We start from the raw sequence: 16,192 nt of genomic DNA on the forward strand, positions 1-16,192 counted from the left end.
TTCTTGCGCAAAGCGGTCGTTAAGGCTGGCAGTTGGACCAAACGTTCGTACGTTGGCTGGACCTAGCTCAAACTTCCCGATAATCGATTGGACTGAGAGTTCAAGTTGTTCAAATAGTTAGAGGGCGGCGTGTGCACGATATGTGCAAAACCGGCTTGATCAAACCGAACTGTATGCGCTGCGGTCGTAGCGGCAGGCCGGTGTTTCGGGTGACGTGATTGCAAATCAACAGGCCATTATTGGCGAGGTCGGCGAGGAGAAAATCGCAGATACAGTGGTTGCGGAACTGCCGCTTTTGACTCAACTCGGAAATGAGCCATCCGGCTCGTACAAATGGATCAGTCTTGCTGTCCGATTGCCGGACCTCTGACAAAGCGTGCCGTCTGGTATTGTTGAGCACTTAGGGGCAGTGCATCACGCTTCTCACCCGGCGAAGCAGCGATCGAACAGCCGTGGACCGACGTGCATATGACGATTGCCACAAGCAGCTCCAAGGAGAACCGCGTCTAACGATACAACGGGAGGATCAACGATGAAGATCGTCGTGATCGGCGGCACCGGCCTGATCGCCGTTGGGCGAGGCGCGCCTCGGCCGCGTCGGCTTCGACGAATGGTTCCGGCGCTCGCAAGCATCAACTTGATCCCGCATCGAAGGCACGCCTGGTCGGTCACGAGCGGGTCGTCGCGGGCAACGAACGAAAGAGGCGATTAATGACGATTAGACTCGTTGCGTTTGTTCTGCTTTGCCTCATGACCGGCACGGCGGTGGCTCAGGAGCCCAAGGTTACATTACTCATGTCTAAGGATCTTCCGGAGAATCCCGGCAAGGAAGCTCTGATGATCACGGTCGAGCATGCGCCCGGCGGGTCGAGCGCTATCCACCGACACAACGCGCATGCGTTTGTTTACGTGCTGGAGGGCTCCGTCATGATGCAGCTAAAGGGTGGACAACAGGTGACCCTGACACCAGGACAGTCCTTCTATGAAGGCCCTGACGATGTTCATGTCGTCGACCGGAACGCCAGCGGCACCCAGCCGGCGAAATTCCTGGTGCTCTTGATCAAAGACAAGGGCGCCCCGGCGCTCGTGCCCGCGCAGTGATTGTTACAACCCAAGTACACGAAACCGGCAGGCCGCGTTAGATCCGCCTGCCCGCTGACCAACCACGCAGCCCCGGAGCGGTGGCCCCGGGGACTGCAATGCGCTCGCGGCTTATTCGGCAGCGCGCCCCATATAGCCGTCTCGCACGTCTTGTGCTTTGGCATATTCGGGTTGGAAACGCACATTGGCGTAGTGCGACGTCTTCTCTGCCTCGGCGGCGCGCCGACCAAGTTCGGCAGTATCACCGAAGCCCAGCACCTGCCGCGCCAGTTCGGTGAGTGGTCCGTCGACCTGGTACTCCGTGCGCTGCATGGTCAGCAGGTTGATCAGGTACAGCGGCGTGCCGTTGAACTTCTCGAACATCTCGTGGCGACTACCCCACTCGCTGAGGAAGCGTTCGCTGATCTGCCGGAAGATCTTGATGCGGTCGTGAGCGCTGATCTCGGCGCCACGCAACGCCTCTGCGAGCTTGGGTCCTATGTAAGGATCGTCTAGCTCGCGGCGGGTCGGCTGGATTACCACGCCGCGACCGCAGAAGTCGATCAACATGTTGACCATGCGGTGCTGGTTCTCGAGGTAATAGGCCCGGCCGAAGTCGATGTAGATGTTGTTCGGCTTGTAGAGGCCGCCCGGCGTCGCGAAACCGGTCTCCTCGGCAGCGATCATGAAGGCGCGGCAGGTCTCGCGAAAGCGGATGAGCTCGGCGAGCTGTCCTTGCACCACCGGGCTCTGGGCGGTGCCGAGCGATTGCGTGAGAAGCAGCGCAAGGCCGACCATCAGCTCGGCATGGACGGTGTGGCGGATCTGGGTCTCGAGGTGCACCCAGTCGAACTGACGTTGCGGATACCATTTGGCGTGGTCCGGATTGCCGACGTGTTGCACCTGCACCCAAGGGATCAGCACATCGTCGAAGTAGACCATGGCGTCGAGCTCGTCGCCGATGGTGGCGAGTGGCCGGTCATAGGGATCGGCGTCCGGCGCGGCATTGGATTTGCGAGCGACGACCGAGATGCCCTTGGTTGCAATCGGCACCAGCGCGTAGACAGTCTGCTCGGCAGTCTGGCCGGGACGCCACAGGTTGCCGATCAGCAGGTGGTTGACGAACGGCACCGAGGTTCCGATCGCTTTCCAGCCACGCACCAGGATGCCGTCGTCGCGCTCCTCCACGATCTTCAGCATTGGCGTCTCCGCCATGGCGTTGTCGCGGCCGCGGTCAAACTGCACGTCGAGGAACATCGGCGATATCGCGAAGTCCTTCAACGTCACTTCATCCCATTGGCGCTGGATGTTGCCGGAGAGATCGACCTGCTTGCCCTTGAAGAGCGAATTCTCGGCCCATGGCTTCTGGTCATCGACCTGAGTGAACATGACGACGTTCATGCCGGCTGGCGGCCGGGTGAAGATACCGCCCTTGAAGTGCCGGCAGAGAAAGTCGCAATACTTGCGCCGGCGCACCACGTCCTCCTTGGAGCGCGGCAGGAACCAGTGCATCGACTGGCGCTTGCCGTTGCGGTCGATGAAGGTGGTGATGTCCTGGTGCTTCGGATCGAGGTGCAGATCGTAGTATTCGGCAATGGCGTGGGCATAACCTTTGGTCGCCGGATGGGCGGTGACATCCTCGATCAGCTCACCTCCGACGTAGACGCGCCGGCCGTCGTGCAGCGATTCCAGGTATTGTTTTCCGGTTCTCATCATTCAGCTCCGTTCATGGACAGGGTTCAATTGGCGCTGGAACGTTGCGGCGTCCCAGTAGTCTTCACTGCGGTGGATGAGACCGTCGCGAACTTGCAGCATGTGAACGCCGCGAAGCGAGATCGCCTGATCGCGCGGCGCGATCGGCCCGAATTGGCCTTTAAGGGTTGCGGTGAGGAGATAGCTCACCGCTGCGACGCCGGCTCCGCCGATTGCGTGGTGCTGTGGTGTCCATCGCGCGTCAGGAAACGAGCCAAAGAAGCGCCCGAGGCCTGCGGCGATTTCGTCGGGACCTTGCTTCGGCTTGCCCTGGGCGATGTCCTCGTGGGTGGCCTCGGCCGCATAGAGCGCGGCGACCGCCGCCGCATCGTGCGCGTTGTAGGCCTGGTAGAGCCGCGCGATCAGGCTGTCGATGCTCATGCCGGGGCTCCGCCAGCAGCGACATCGAGCGCGATGCTACCGAGATAGCCGCCCTGGCCATAGAGCAGCGGCCGGCGCGTCTGCGGCGCGACGATGGCACGGACTGCCCCGACGATCACGATATGGGTCCCGATCTGACGGACTTCGGTGGCATCGCAGTCGAAGGTCGCGACCGAATCTTGCAGCACCGGCATCGCGGTTCGCGTCGGAATTCCATCTGCGGGCACCACGTCTTCATCCAGATATTTTGAGGCGCCGGGCTGAGCACAGCGCTGGGAAACGCCGCGCTGGGTCTCACTGAGCAGATTGAGCGAGAACCTCCGGTCGCGCGCGATGTCGGCCGCCGTCGCCGTCGCTGCGTTGACGCACACCAGCAGCGTTGGCGGTTCCATGCAGACCGGCGTGAACGAGCTCACCGTCATGCCCCATGGCCGACCCTCGTGCAGTGTCGCCACCACGGCGACGCCACCGACGAAGCGTCGCATCGCCGCTCGGAAGGCGTCGGGTGCCGGACCTGCGGCGAGATCCCAGCGCGCATCACGAGAGCTCGCGACGGTATTATCGAACGTCGTGCGCATCGTCATCCTGGCTACCCTGTGTGGCGCGCGAGCGGAGCGCGCTGTGTTGTTGGCCGCGAACGAATGCAAGGCGTTCGCACTTGACGATGTGGAGGCTATTGGGGTGTGCCGCGCCGGGTCCAATCGATAATTGTCATGTCAACTATCGACGCCGGCAATCCCGTTCGTAGGCAAACGATCGGAGCGTGGTCGCGCCGGCAATCTCCACGCGAGATGTGTCTCCAGACATCCATCCGGTTCATGCCTGCAATCGACTAGATCGATATCCGCAGTCTGCCCGCAACTGCAGCCGCTAATGCGGCACGCGCAGTTGATTTCATGCGGCCGACGGGGCCACACTGGCGCGTTCTGGCCGGGTCACGGGCCAGCGGGAGGGCCGTTTGAATCTTCGCAACGTCGATCTCAATCTGCTCGTCGTGCTCGATGCATTGCTCACTGAGCGCAACGTCAGCCGCGCCGGCGAACGCATCGGTCTGACCCAGTCTGCGATGAGCGCGGCGTTGGCCCGCTTGCGCGAACTGTTCGACGATCCGCTACTGGTGCGCGTGGGCCGCGGGCTGGTGCTGACTCGCAATGCCGAGGAACTGATCATTCCGGTGCGGGAAACGCTCGACCGTATCGAGCAGACCCTGTTGCAAAAGCGGGGCTTCGATCCTGCCGTGGACGTCCGCACGTTCTCCATCAGCGCTTCCGACTATGCCGGGCTTGTGCTGCTCACGCCGTTGGTGCGCGCGCTCACCACCGAAGCCCCCAGCGTGGTCATACATTTGCTGCCGCGCTCGCGCGACCCGGCCCGGATGCTGCAGACCGGCCAGGCGGACCTCGTGATCGAGCCGAGCGAACTGTTCGGCACCGCTGGATTTCCCTCGAGCCCGCTGCTCAGTGACCGCTGGCTGTGCGCCGCGGACGCCGACAACCCGCTCATCACTAAGGCCGGATTGACCCACGAGCAGTTCCTTGAGCTCCCACACCTTGTCTACGGCATCGGCATGGATCGCCAGCTCAACCTTGCCGATCAGCACCTCGTCAGCATGGGAATCCAGCGCCGAATTCACGTCACGGTGGAGAGCTTCCTACTGGCGCCGTTCCTGATCGAGGGTACTCCCCTGATCAGCCTGGTGCTTGAGCGCGAGGTCCGGGCGCTCGGCTCATCACCTAAGATTTGCCTATTCGAGCCACCGTTCGCGCTGCCCGACATCCACGAGGCCATGTATTGGCACCCGCGCCATACCACCGACCTGGCACACCGCTGGCTCCGCGACCGCTTGCACCAAATTGCTATCGACATCACGTGAGACCGACAACAGTATAGATGGCGGAGACTCCGACGAGAGGCACGCCTTCAGCCGGCACGCGATGATATTGTCACGCCGCGCGTGAGTTGCTTGCGGCCACCTTGAGCCGAAAGTCGTAGTTCAGATGGAAATAATCCCTGTTTGTTGCGCGACCATCCGGGGCTAAGCCAGGTGGGCAGCGAACGAATTCGCGGATCAGGGCGTCCTTGACACCAAAGACGACATCAGAGTCGAGGTACTTGTCGCCGGCAACGAATACATGCGTGACTAACTGCTCAAACCCGGGGGCGGAGATCATGAAGTGTACATGTGCGGGACGCCACGGATGCCGGCCTTGCGCCTCCAGCATTTCGCCGACGGGGCCGTCGTGCGGGATAGGGTAGGACGCGGGCTTGATTGACCAGAAATTGAAGCGGCCGTTTGCGTCGGTACGGATGCGCGCTCTCATGGCGAGGTCGGCGATCCCGTCGAGCTGCTGCACATCGTAGTAGCCGTCGCCGTCGGAGTGCCAGACGTCAACAATAGCGCCGGCAAGGGAACGGCCATCGACAGCCGAGACCGAACCGGTCACGAGCATCGGATCGCCTTCCATACCGCATGAGATATCGTCGCCATTCTGCTTGTCGGGCGCGGCTTGGACAAAGAAGGGACCAAGCACTGTAGTTTCGGTGGCGCTCTCCGGAATGGCGTGATTGATCGCGTCGACGAGCATGGAAACGCCCAGCGCATCCGAGAGCAGGATAAATTCCTGTCGCTTATCGTCGCACATATGACCGGTGCGGGTGAGGAAGTCGATCCCGTATTCCCATTCCCTCTGGGTCGGGCGCACCTCGCGCACGAAGGCATGGAGGTGGCGAACCAGCGCCTCGCTGATTTGCTGGACGCGCGGGTCGCTCGCGCCCTTGATTCGCTCAAGCACCGCATCGGTTATCGTTAGTTCGTTGAAGTTACGCATTGGGCCTCCATCCATCGTTCAGAAACTCGTTGCAACGGGCGGCTTGCCCGACCACGCGCGTGCGATCAGATCGCGGATGGCGTTGCGTTCAAGGCGACGCGGATTCCAGTAGGAGTTGTCACCGCAAGATCGGCGGCCTCTTCGATCCCGGATTCGGGCATGCCGATATCGCGAAGCGAAGACGGTACGTCAAGCCGCTGCGCGAGATCGTAGAGCCCATGGGCGGCATCAGACGCGTTGATAGCCCGTGAGATTTGGGTGATCGCGTCAGGCACCGCCGGCGCGTTGTAGGCCAGCGCATGCGGAAGAACGATGGTATGCGTCTGCGCATGCGGGAGATCGAACGCTCCACCGAGCGTGTGGCACAGCTTGTGGTGCAGTGCCATGCCGACAGTGCCGAGGCACATACCGCAAAGCCAGGCGCCATAGAGCGCTTCGCTGCGAGCCTCGCGATCGTCGGGATTTTCCTTGATTGCGGGCAGGGCATGTCCAAGGGAACGGATGCCTTCCTCGGCAATAAGAGAGACGACTGGATTGCGATCGCGAGCATACAGCGCTTCCACTGCATGCGCGATCGCGTTGATGCCGGAGGCCGCGGCAAGGTCGACCGGCAACGACAGTGTAAGATCAACGTCATAGATCACGGTCTCCGGCAGTACGGAGTTGTTGCGCACCGTGGTCTTCAGCCCGTACTTGGTCTCGCCGAGAATCGGCGTCATCTCCGAGCCGGCGTAAGTTGTGGGGATGCAGAGTTGGTTGACGCCGGTCCGCAAGGCCAGGGCCTTGCCCAGTCCGGTCGTGGATCCGCCACCAAGCGAGACCACGCAATCGGCTTCGCAAACGGTCATCGCGGCAAGCGCCCGTTCGGTCACCTCGACTGGCGTGTGCATCGCGGCACCGGAGAAAATGCCGCCATAAAGGGGGCCAAGATCGGTTCCCAGCCTGGCGCCTTCGGCCTCCTGCTGCGGTGTGGTCAGCACTAGTGCACGTTTGCCGCCGAACCGCTCGATCTCGGCTTTCGCAACACTCAGGGAGCCGCTACCGAATACAACTCGACATGGCAAATTCTCTAATGTGAACGAAGCGGTCACGTACCGGGTCTCCGGATCGTGTTGGCAACAAGGCCGCAGGCATATTCGACACCACCGATATCGATACGGGTCAGGCCGTCGTTGCGGCCCAAGTCGATCGGACTCAGCATTTGCGATTTCCTTTGTCGGTGGCTCTTGTTGTCGCAGCGCATCTTGTCTTGCTGAGATCGGAAATAAAGACCGTACTCGGCGAGTCCACCCTTTGACACGGCATAGATACTATTCCGCTCGCTGCGGAAGAATAGGTGCGTCCGCGGGTTGAAATTCCCGCCCGCGAAGGTCTCTCCTGACAGCGACGCATCCGGACTCAGCAACCGGCCTTTCGCATCAACCTCGTCGCCGATGCGCTGTTACGAATGATGACGTCGCCACAAACCCGGCTCTTGATGAGCCGAACCAGCATTGAGGGAGTTGAACATGCTCTTTATCCGCCTCTGTTTCGATAAGCCCGACGTCGGCGCGATTCGCGATGAACATCGCGCCGCTCATCGCGCCTACCTTGCCTCCGGAGTTGTAAAGTTAATTCAGGCCGGTCCGTTGATGGACGACGCCAACAAGAAGAACATCGCAAGCTTCATGATCGTAGAGGCTGAGGGCCTGGAGCAGGTGAAGCGCTTTCACGATGGCGACCCTTTCACCAAGGTGGGCCTGTTTCACCATTCACACATTCACATCTGGGAAAAGCACGTCGGCTGAGACAGGCAGCCGACGCATCTCCATTCGGCAATCGACCTCTGCTACCGAGCCTGATTCATGTGCCCGGCCAGCGCCAAAGGATCGGCTCACTGAATAGTATCTATTGCTCTGCGGCGATAGTCAGAAGCCACCGTTACGTTCATCTTGCCGGGAGAAGGCGCGTAGACCAGCGCGCTCAGGCGTTGGCTTAGCAGCTCAGCAGAGAAGGAGTTTCAATATGCACGCCGCGCGGACGAACGGACAGCTCGACGGCAATCGCCCCAAAGCGCTTACCGCACTTGAATTCAAGGATGTTCTTTCGAGGGCATCAACGCCAGTGACCGTCGTTGCCACCAACGGACTATTTGGGCTTGCAGGGGTCACCTGCTCGGCCGTGTGTTCGGTCTGCGACGACCCGCCGACGGTTCTGCTGTGCGTTAACCGGAAGAGCTACGCGGCGGGCATCATCAGGAAAAATGGGGTTCTTTCCGTGAACTGGCTGACGGCTGACCAAGCTGGCATATCGCAGATATTTGCCGGAGTCGGCTCGCTGCCCATGGAGCAACGTTTCGCTGGCGGCGATTGGCGGACAATTGTCACCGGTGCTCCGTGCCGGATGGATGCCGCCGTATCGCTCGACTGCAGCATCGTCAATGCGATCGACGTTGGATCGCATTGCGTTATCTTCGCGGAGGTGGTCGGAAAGAACCACTCCGAGGAATGCTCATCGCTGGTTTATCACCGGCGACAATACGCAATCGCGCGCTCGCTGACGGACCTGGACTTGAGCCAGTCGAATCATATTCAAAATTAGGGGATGAAACATGCGTACAGGCAAGGATTACTTGGAATCTCTTAACGACGGTCGTGTCGTCTGGGTCGGAAACGAGAAGATCGACAACGTTGCGACGCATCGGTTGACGCGCGACTACGCAAAGCGCGTAGCCCAGTTTTATGACCTGCATCATCGTCCGGATCTGCAGGATGTCCTGACCTTCATTGATAAGGATGGAGTGAGGCGCTCGCGGCAATGGCAGGACCACAACGACAGAGATGGGCTTCGCATCAAGCGAAAATTCCATGAGACCATCCTGCGGGAGATATCGGGCGGATCCTTTGGACGTCTGCCGGACGCTCACAATTACACCTTCACGACGTATGCGGACGATCCCGACGTATGGGAAAGGCAGTCGATAGGCGCAGAAGGCCGAAACCTGACGAAAAACATTCACAACTTTCTGAAGCTCTTGCGAGAGAACGACTGGAATTGCCCACTCAATTTCGTCGATCCGCAGACGGACCGCTCGAACCCCGAAGCGCAAAAGGTTTCCCCGAACCTGCGAGTCGTCAAGACAACGGACGAAGGCATTGTCGTCAACGGCGTCAAAGCCGTGGGAACCGGCATCCCGTTCGGCGATTACATGCACATCGGCTGCTTCTTTCGGCCTGGCATTCCGGGTGAACAGGTCATCTTCGCCGCCATTCCCACCAACACTCCCGGCGTGACCATTCTCTGTCGCGAAAGCACCGTGAAGGCCGATGCCACGGAACATCCGCTGGCGTCAGAGGGTGACGAACTCGATTCGACGACCGTATTTGACAACGTTTTGATCCCCTGGAAGTACGTCTTCCACATCGGGAATCCTGAGCACGCGAGGCTCTATCCGCAACGCATCTTCGATTGGGTCCACTACCATATCCTGCTGCGCCAGGTGCTGCGCGCAGAGCTGATGGCAGGGCTTGCGATCCTCATCACAGAGCACATCGGGACCAACAAGCTGCCCACGGTCGCGGTTCGCCTCGCCAAGATTGTGGCCTTTCATCAGACCATGCAGGCTCATTTGATTGCCAGCGAGGAAAGCGGCTTCCTTACGCCGGGCGGGCGCTACAAGCCGAATCCGCTGACATACAATCTCGGTCGAGCGCATTTCCTCCAGAACTTCATGGGTGTGATGTATGAAGTGCTCGACCTCGCCGGCCGCAGCTCGCTGATGATCCCGTCAGAGGTACAGTGGCAGGATCCCCAGTTCGGCAATTGGTTCGCAAAGTTGAATGATGGCCCGAAGGGCAAGCCGAGAGATCGTATTCAGATTGGCCGAGTGCTCCGCGACCTTTTCCTCACCGATTGGGGCGGACGTCAGTTCATGTTCGAGAACTTCAACGGCACGCCTTTGCACGCAATCCTCTCGATGACGATGGCGCGCGAGGAAATGTCGGCCTCGGGCTTCTATGGCAAGTACGCAAGCAAGGTCTGCGGTATCGAGATCGCCGGAGACGACAAAACCGCGTATGCGGCAACGGCCGATTACGCCAAAGCGCAGGACAAGGGGCAAGCGCGAGCGCCGGCGGCGCTGAGTCCTGCGGCGGCCCGCTGAGCCGTATTGGCGCAGCGAAACCACTGCGCGACCATCATGGGTGTAGCGCGATGCGCTACACGTCGGTCCGATCAGGTGAGACGGTGAAGTCGGAAAGACCCTCGGTGCAAGCGCCTGCGGCCGCAAAACAGGTCGATGGCCGGCGGCGTGATCCCGGCTTCATATCTGTCCGCAACAAATTGCGACGGTGATTGCATTTCCAGGCGCCGGCACGAGGCTACCCTATGAAGTTCGTCAAGGCGGATGAGGATGCGTCGGTCCCCGGCTCTGTCGTCACCGTCGGCTCATTCGATGGCGTTCATCGTGGCCACAGAAAGTTGCTCGAAGCGCTTCGGCGGACCGGAACCAGGGCGGGACTGGAGACCGCACTCGTCACGTTCGATCCTATTCCGCGGGCTGTGATCTCTCCCGAATCCGCGCCGCCGCTTATCTGCAGCCTGGAGATGCGGCTAAACCTGCTGAGATTCACCGGCCTTGTCGACCATTGTTGCGTATTGCCCTTTGACGAACGAATGCGGCGCGCGACCGTCGAAGAGTTCGTCGTTGGCATTTTGGTTGGCCGTCTCGGCATGCGAATTCTGATGGTGGGTGAGAATTTCGCCTGTGGAAGTGGCCGCAAGGGCGATGTCTCCTATCTGACCGAACTCGGCCTACGACACGGCTTTTCAGTCGATGCACTACCGCTCCATGCTCCCCCGGGCGTGGCTCGCTGCTCGTCGACCGAGACGCGCCGTCTCATTCAGCGCGGTGAACTCGCTGAAGCCGCCCGCCTTCTCGACCGCGCGCATGAACTAACCGGTGTTGTCCTCGACGGGACGGGATCAGAAGGCGGTCTTCACGCGGCCATTGACAAGAACCTGTGCATCCCTCCGAAAGCCGACTACGTTGGCGCATTTCGAATTGCGGGAGGCGTGCGGCGGTGGAGGGATGCGGTACTGAAAGTGTGCGATGCGACCTCTCAGGGAAGCCGCATCGTCCGCCTCACGTTCGCTGGCGATCCTGAGGCCAAGGCTGGAGACGTGCTTTCGATGAGGTTTGCTCAGTGAACGGCTCCCGATACAGGACGTTTTAGTACCCGGAATCAGAGCTGAGTGACACGGCGCCCTTTGAACGAAGGGCGGACTTCTCTCGCTTCGGCAAGCCCCCGGTCTTGAATCGCGACTCACGCTTTAAGAAAAGGTAGTACTAGGTTGGATTTGACGATTTGGGACCGGCAGCGGTGTCGGCGCCTGCAAAGGTGTCGCGTCAGCTACCGGAGAAGAACAACCAGATTTCATCTGGCCCGGAACCGGTGTATTGTCGCCGTCTATTGCATTTGTTGCCTCGCGGGGAGCCTGACCATAGCGCGACATCAAAGGAACGAGCTCGATCTTTTTCAACTCCGGGTGCTGGACACCCTGTTCCGGGAACAGAGTCTCACGCGCGCGGCTGAAGCAATGGATATGACGCAACCGGCGCTCAGCAAGACCTTGGCGCGATTGCGCGAGCATTTCGGTGATCAGCTATTCGTTCGCGTCGCGTTTGAGATGAAGCCGACGACGAAGGCCCTTCAATTGGCGCCTCAGATTCGAAGCATTTTGAAAGAGCTCTCGCTATTGCAGTGCGAGCAAATTCCATTTGTGCCGGAAACCTCAACCAGAAATTTCAACTTTGCGGGGCCCGATGCAGCGGTGGTTCTGTTCCTTCCTCCGATCCTCAAATATATCAAAGAGCATGCGCCTGACGTACGGTTGAGCGCGGTCCAGCTTGATATGGAACATCTCCACGATTGGCTGGAGTCAGGACAAGTCGATCTGACCGCGGGCTCGTTTCCGCATCTGGTCCAGGGCATAAAGCGTCAACGGCTCTTTAGCTTCAATTATCTAAGTCTTGTGAGGAAGGGTCATCCTCGGCTCGCCGGGCTCCCGTCACTGAATGCCTTTATCGAAGAGCAACATGTCGTGGTGGCGGCAGTAGGGGCGGGGCATCACACTCAAATCGCGCAACAGATCTTGGAGTCGGTAGTACCAAAGGAAAAGATTTCGGCTTACGTGCCGGGGTTTGCTGCCGCTGCGCTTCTCGCGAAGCATATAGGCGCGGTCGTAACTATGCCGACTGCAATTGGGTTTGTCCTCGCGCGTGAACTTGACCTTGATATTCTGCAGCCCCCAGTCAAATTGCCGGACACTGATATCTATCAATATTGGCATGAGCGGTATGATCGTGACCCCGGTCATGAGTGGCTTAGGGCGCTCTTCCATGATCAATGCAGTCGCATTGTAACGGTCTAGTTAAGGTACCACACGCCACTAGCCTTGACCCGCGGGCACCGTCTCTCGATTTGGTCAGTCCACGACGATTAGAAAAAAGTCCTGAATACTAATAGGCAACCAAAACTCGCGGAATCGACGGCTTTGGAATGGCCGCTTCCAAAGCGGACATAGAGGCGAAGGCGCGCTGGTTGTCCAGCCGACCTAAGCTGAGCGTTAGCGTCCACCAAGCGGGGCTTGGCCGTATTCTGGCGAGACATCGTTTTACATCTAGTGCGGCTGCCGCATGTCATCAGACGTCATAGACACATTGCGCCACGCGCATCGTAGACTAGTGTGAAGTAGATGAGTAATCGCCAGCCCTCAGATCGGAAAATCCGTTCTGGCGGCCGCCGGCGGAGGCGTGATTCCTATGGTTGGTAACGCCAACGAAAGGCCGTTAGCTCTGAACTGGCGATAGAGCAATTCGATGATCTCGTTCTTTGCAGCTGTTCCGATGGCCAAGCTGTCGACGCGGAATTGCAATTCGGCTTCGATGTCGATCGCGTCTATGGTCTTCAGGGCAACGATCGGTGGCGGGGTCCTGACAATGCACGTGCTGGCTTCCAGTACGGACCTAAGAATGCCCTCAATTGAGCTTGGCCTCTGCGTCGCCGCGATGCGTATGCTCAGCGCGATCAGATGAGTCTCGTCTGGGCGGCTGAGATTTGTCAGGCCCTGCCGCGCCAGAATGCTGTTCGGTAGCACGACGATATTGTTCGCGCCGGTCAGCAAGTTGGTGGAACGCCAATTGGTCTCGGTGACCCGGCCCTCGGTGCCGTCGCTCAAGCGGATCCAGTCGCCCAGCACGTAAGCCTTGCCAAGCGCCAACGCGATGCCGGAAAAGACGTCGCCAAGCGTATTCTGCAACGCGAGGCCGAAGATGACGGCGACGACGCCCGAGGTCGTTACCAGGGTGCCTAGTGGCATGCCGAAGACGAAACGGACGACCGAAAGCGTCGCGCCGAGATAGATAACGGCAACGGCCATATCCTGGAAGAGATGTGCCTCGCGCGGCTTGCGGTTCAGTCTGACATAGATGTGGATGAGGCCGATGATGGCCCATGCAAGGTGAGCCCACCAAAGGATCCCTGCCAGTTTCGAGAGGAGAGCCGCAAAGCCCTGCGTGTAGAGATCATCGGCGCGATGCGGAGCGATTCGTGCTCTGAAGAGCACGAGGCTCATGCCGGCGAAGAACAGGATCTGCACGATCAAGCGGCCGGTCGGGCGTCCTCGTCCCTGAATATGCCAGATACAGATGCCGATTATTCCCAAACCATTGATCAGGATGAGCGGCAGGAAGTGGTCGTCGGCAGACATGGCAGATCTAGGCCTCGTCCAGGCCGGCCCTGTTCAGGCCGGCCCTCTCGATGACGTCATGCAGTTTGAGGCGGATCGCCGTCGTGCGGACGTCGTTGGTCGAACAGTTAGTAATCCCAGAAGATCGGGACCCATCGGAAGACATCGCCGTCCACTGCTACCCGTCCGACGGACGGGAACGGCATATGAGTGGCCACCAGTAACTCGCTGGTCGCTGCAACCTCTTTCAGCAGACGTGAGCGAACGCGTGCCGCCTCTTCGGGATCGTGCTCGAAACCGTTGTACCAGTCGGGGTGATCGAACCCGACCGTAAACACGGCATCACCGGCGAAGGTAAGCGCGTCGCCGCCTGCAGCCACGCGGACGATGCTGTGTCCTGGCGTATGGCCACCGGTGCGGCGGACCACCACGCCCGGTGCCACCTCGTACTCATCATCGAACTGCCGCAGCTGGTTGTGGTACTCCTTCGCGAACCGTTTGGCGGTCGCCCGAAGTGCATCCGGGAAACCCGGCGGCATGGAGGTGTGGGAGAAATCCGGCGAATCCCAGAATTTGACCTCGGCGGCGGCCACGTGAATCTGCACGTCAGGGCGCAGCCGGTCCTTCACGCCAGTGACGAGCAGTCCGCCAATGTGGTCCATGTGCATGTGGGTCAGCACCACATCGGTGACCGACGCAAGATCGATGCCGGCGCTCTCCAGTCGCCTGATCAACTGCCCGGCCCGCGGCAGGTTCAGGTCCGGATCCGACCCCAGTCCCGCATCAATGAGTATGGTCTTGCCGCCGCTACGGACCACGACCGCGTTCAGCGCCCAATCGAAGGCGTCCGGCGGCAGGAACATGTCGTGCATCCAGGTAGCACGGACTGCCGGGTCGGCATTGTGTCCCAACATGGCGGTTGGAAGCGGGAGCACGCCGTCACTGATCACCAGCACGTCAATCTCGCCGATCTGCAGCGCGTAGCGCGACGGCACTAACTCGTCCAGCCCCGATCGAACCGGGCGCGAGGCAACATCTAGGCTCATGTCTATCTCCTGTTGAACGCCGCATAGCGCGCGGCGCCGGCGACGCTACGTCCGGACGTTCCTCCGATCGACTGGGCCAGCGAATAGGTCGAGCGATACTTCGGCATAGGTCGCTCGCTTCGGTTGGCGAGAATCTTTCGGACGCCGCGTACGAGCGGGCTCGCGCTTGAGGCCTCGACCAGACCACACGATCGCTGCGGCTCTCGCCGACCCTATCCTGAAGAATAGGTGGGGCTATTCGCAAAGCCAGCCGCGCTGATCCGCAGAACAATATCGCCGCGCTGTTCGCCTCGTCATGTTCGGAGCGTTCACGCGCAGCGCTCCTGTGCCTGCACTCACCCAAAACGGAGACGAACGAATGACCTGGAAGAGCTCAATCAGCCGTCTTGCAAATCTCTCACGGCGAAAATTGCTCGCCACCACGCTGCTCTACGCGGCATCGATGACCGTCCGCTCCTCGGCGGCGGCGGGAAAGGAGACCGGAATGCTATCCAACGCGGGGAATACCACAGAACCCACATCTTTTATTACAACAAATGACGGCGTGCAGATCTTCTATCGCGATTGGGGCGCGAAATCCGCTCAGCCGATTGTCTTTCATCATGGCTGGCCACTGTCGTCCGACGATTGGGAAAGCCAGATGCTCTATTTTTTGGGCAAGGGCTATCGCGTGATCGCTCACGATCGCCGCGGTCACGGCCGCTCCAGTCAGTCGGGCGACGGTCATGACATGGATCACTACGCGGCCGACGTCGCAGCACTCGCAGAGCATCTCGACCTTCGCAATGCCATTCACATCGGCCATTCCACAGGTGGCGGCGAAGCCACCCGCTACGTCGCCCGTTTTGGTCACGGCCGCGTTGCCAGGCTGGTCCTGATCGGCGCGGTGCCGCCATTGATGCTGAAGACAAGCAATAATCCGGGCGGCCAGCCGATTGAAGTGTTCGATGGTCTGCGGCAACAGCTCGCGGCCAATCGACCCCAGTTCTACTTAGAATTCGCAAGTGGCCCGTTCTATGGCTACAACCGGCTTGGCGCCAAGCCGTTGCAAGCGGTAATCTGGAATTGGTGGCGTCAAGGCATGATGGGCAGCGCCAAGGCGCATTACGAATGCATCAAGGCATTCTCCGAGACCGATTTCAGCGATGATCTGAAGAACATCACGGTCCCGACGCTAGTTCTCCACGGCAGTGACGATCAGATCGTGCCGGTCGCCGATTCCGCGCCGCTGTCGGCAAAGCTCCTCAAGCACGGCGCACTGAAAGTCTATGACCATTTGCCGCACGGGCTGTGCACGACGCATCCCGACATCGTCAATGCAGACGTTCTGAAATTCATCTCCGCTTAGCCCTTGCAACCTCGCAAATCCAGGAGTTT

Annotated in this window: 14 protein-coding genes and 1 pseudogene; 8 read left to right on the top strand and 7 right to left on the bottom strand. The window is 60.0% G+C overall.

From position 1 onward, the window contains the following. Positions 1-711 precede the first annotated feature (711 nt). Positions 712-1,101, top strand: coding sequence for a cupin domain-containing protein (locus ACVJ5M_RS13370; RefSeq protein WP_456679315.1), 390 nt, complete (start codon positions 712-714; stop codon positions 1,099-1,101). Positions 1,102-1,212: 111 nt separating this feature from the next. Here the strand turns inward: ACVJ5M_RS13370 and ACVJ5M_RS13375 are convergent, their stop codons facing one another. The 3 genes from ACVJ5M_RS13375 to ACVJ5M_RS13385 are packed head-to-tail and all read right to left on the bottom strand — an operon-like array spanning position 1,213 to position 3,797. Then, a complete protein-coding gene (locus ACVJ5M_RS13375; RefSeq protein WP_456679316.1) occupies positions 1,213-2,793 on the bottom strand; it encodes a 4-hydroxyphenylacetate 3-hydroxylase family protein in 1,581 nt (526 codons plus the stop codon). Between the two features lie 3 nt (positions 2,794-2,796). After that, positions 2,797-3,213 (bottom strand): nuclear transport factor 2 family protein, encoded by a 417-nt coding sequence (locus ACVJ5M_RS13380; protein WP_456679317.1) that lies wholly within the window; start codon positions 3,211-3,213, stop codon positions 2,797-2,799. Further along, complete coding sequence (locus ACVJ5M_RS13385) at positions 3,210-3,797, bottom strand: flavin reductase family protein (RefSeq protein ID WP_456679318.1); 588 nt, start codon at positions 3,795-3,797, stop codon at positions 3,210-3,212. The genes ACVJ5M_RS13380 and ACVJ5M_RS13385 overlap by 4 nt, the downstream gene beginning before the upstream one ends. Before the next feature lie 374 nt (positions 3,798-4,171). On the opposite strand from ACVJ5M_RS13385, the gene ACVJ5M_RS13390 reads away from it, so the two are divergent. Next, positions 4,172-5,086, top strand: coding sequence for a LysR family transcriptional regulator (locus ACVJ5M_RS13390; RefSeq protein WP_456679319.1), 915 nt, complete (start codon positions 4,172-4,174; stop codon positions 5,084-5,086). 70 nt (positions 5,087-5,156) lie between these two features. Here the strand turns inward: ACVJ5M_RS13390 and ACVJ5M_RS13395 are convergent, their stop codons facing one another. Together ACVJ5M_RS13395 and ACVJ5M_RS13400 are read right to left on the bottom strand one after the other, a co-directional pair. Next, the gene (locus ACVJ5M_RS13395; RefSeq protein WP_456679320.1) at positions 5,157-6,041 is read right to left on the bottom strand and encodes an intradiol ring-cleavage dioxygenase; all 885 of its coding nucleotides are present in this window, start codon (positions 6,039-6,041) and stop codon (positions 5,157-5,159) included. 18 nt (positions 6,042-6,059) lie between these two features. Continuing rightward, a pseudogene (locus ACVJ5M_RS13400) lies at positions 6,060-7,132 on the bottom strand (maleylacetate reductase). A gap of 417 nt (positions 7,133-7,549) precedes the next feature. Between ACVJ5M_RS13400 and ACVJ5M_RS13405 the strand changes: the two are divergent. The 5 genes from ACVJ5M_RS13405 (at position 7,550) to ACVJ5M_RS13425 (ending at position 12,452) form a co-directional block, all read left to right on the top strand. Beyond that, positions 7,550-7,828: a YciI family protein gene (locus ACVJ5M_RS13405; RefSeq protein ID WP_456679321.1), complete on the top strand. Its 279-nt coding sequence runs from the start codon at positions 7,550-7,552 to the stop codon at positions 7,826-7,828. Between the two features lie 217 nt (positions 7,829-8,045). Continuing rightward, complete coding sequence (locus ACVJ5M_RS13410) at positions 8,046-8,621, top strand: flavin reductase (protein ID WP_456679322.1); 576 nt, start codon at positions 8,046-8,048, stop codon at positions 8,619-8,621. A gap of 10 nt (positions 8,622-8,631) precedes the next feature. Beyond that, on the top strand, positions 8,632-10,182 hold the full coding sequence (locus tag ACVJ5M_RS13415; protein ID WP_456679323.1) for a 4-hydroxyphenylacetate 3-hydroxylase N-terminal domain-containing protein: 1,551 nt from the start codon (positions 8,632-8,634) through the stop codon (positions 10,180-10,182). A 224-nt stretch (positions 10,183-10,406) separates the two neighbouring features. After that, positions 10,407-11,228: an adenylyltransferase/cytidyltransferase family protein gene (locus tag ACVJ5M_RS13420; RefSeq protein ID WP_456679324.1), complete on the top strand. Its 822-nt coding sequence runs from the start codon at positions 10,407-10,409 to the stop codon at positions 11,226-11,228. A gap of 339 nt (positions 11,229-11,567) precedes the next feature. Further along, positions 11,568-12,452: a LysR family transcriptional regulator gene (locus ACVJ5M_RS13425; protein WP_456679325.1), complete on the top strand. Its 885-nt coding sequence runs from the start codon at positions 11,568-11,570 to the stop codon at positions 12,450-12,452. Between the two features lie 342 nt (positions 12,453-12,794). Here ACVJ5M_RS13425 and ACVJ5M_RS13430 read toward each other — a convergent pair whose 3' ends face one another. Together ACVJ5M_RS13430 and ACVJ5M_RS13435 are read right to left on the bottom strand one after the other, a co-directional pair. Further along, entirely contained in the window at positions 12,795-13,790 is a 996-nt protein-coding gene (locus tag ACVJ5M_RS13430) for a mechanosensitive ion channel family protein (protein ID WP_456679326.1), read from the bottom strand. Between the two features lie 107 nt (positions 13,791-13,897). Beyond that, positions 13,898-14,815 (bottom strand): MBL fold metallo-hydrolase, encoded by a 918-nt coding sequence (locus ACVJ5M_RS13435; protein WP_456679327.1) that lies wholly within the window; start codon positions 14,813-14,815, stop codon positions 13,898-13,900. A gap of 484 nt (positions 14,816-15,299) precedes the next feature. Here ACVJ5M_RS13435 and ACVJ5M_RS13440 point away from each other — a divergent pair, with 484 nt between their 5' ends. Continuing rightward, positions 15,300-16,163 (top strand): alpha/beta fold hydrolase, encoded by an 864-nt coding sequence (locus ACVJ5M_RS13440; RefSeq protein ID WP_456679626.1) that lies wholly within the window; start codon positions 15,300-15,302, stop codon positions 16,161-16,163. Positions 16,164-16,192: the final 29 nt, after the last annotated feature.

Source organism: Bradyrhizobium sp. S3.7.6 (assembly GCF_054061875.1).

Bases quoted from the DNA above. Each gene is read 5' to 3' on its own strand.
- ACVJ5M_RS13410 (WP_456679322.1), top strand. From the start codon at position 8,046: ATGCACGCCGCGCGGACGAACGGACAGCTCGACGGCAATCGCCCCAAA.
- ACVJ5M_RS13430 (WP_456679326.1), bottom strand. From the start codon at position 13,790: ATGTCTGCCGACGACCACTTCCTGCCGCTCATCCTGATCAATGGTTTG.
- ACVJ5M_RS13440 (WP_456679626.1), top strand. From the start codon at position 15,300: ATGCTATCCAACGCGGGGAATACCACAGAACCCACATCTTTTATTACA.
- ACVJ5M_RS13435 (WP_456679327.1), bottom strand. From the start codon at position 14,815: ATGAGCCTAGATGTTGCCTCGCGCCCGGTTCGATCGGGGCTGGACGAG.
- ACVJ5M_RS13385 (WP_456679318.1), bottom strand. From the start codon at position 3,797: ATGACGATGCGCACGACGTTCGATAATACCGTCGCGAGCTCTCGTGAT.
- ACVJ5M_RS13415 (WP_456679323.1), top strand. From the start codon at position 8,632: ATGCGTACAGGCAAGGATTACTTGGAATCTCTTAACGACGGTCGTGTC.
- ACVJ5M_RS13380 (WP_456679317.1), bottom strand. From the start codon at position 3,213: ATGAGCATCGACAGCCTGATCGCGCGGCTCTACCAGGCCTACAACGCG.
- ACVJ5M_RS13420 (WP_456679324.1), top strand. From the start codon at position 10,407: ATGAAGTTCGTCAAGGCGGATGAGGATGCGTCGGTCCCCGGCTCTGTC.
- ACVJ5M_RS13395 (WP_456679320.1), bottom strand. From the start codon at position 6,041: ATGCGTAACTTCAACGAACTAACGATAACCGATGCGGTGCTTGAGCGA.
- ACVJ5M_RS13405 (WP_456679321.1), top strand. From the start codon at position 7,550: ATGCTCTTTATCCGCCTCTGTTTCGATAAGCCCGACGTCGGCGCGATT.
- ACVJ5M_RS13375 (WP_456679316.1), bottom strand. From the start codon at position 2,793: ATGAGAACCGGAAAACAATACCTGGAATCGCTGCACGACGGCCGGCGC.
- ACVJ5M_RS13370 (WP_456679315.1), top strand. From the start codon at position 712: ATGACGATTAGACTCGTTGCGTTTGTTCTGCTTTGCCTCATGACCGGC.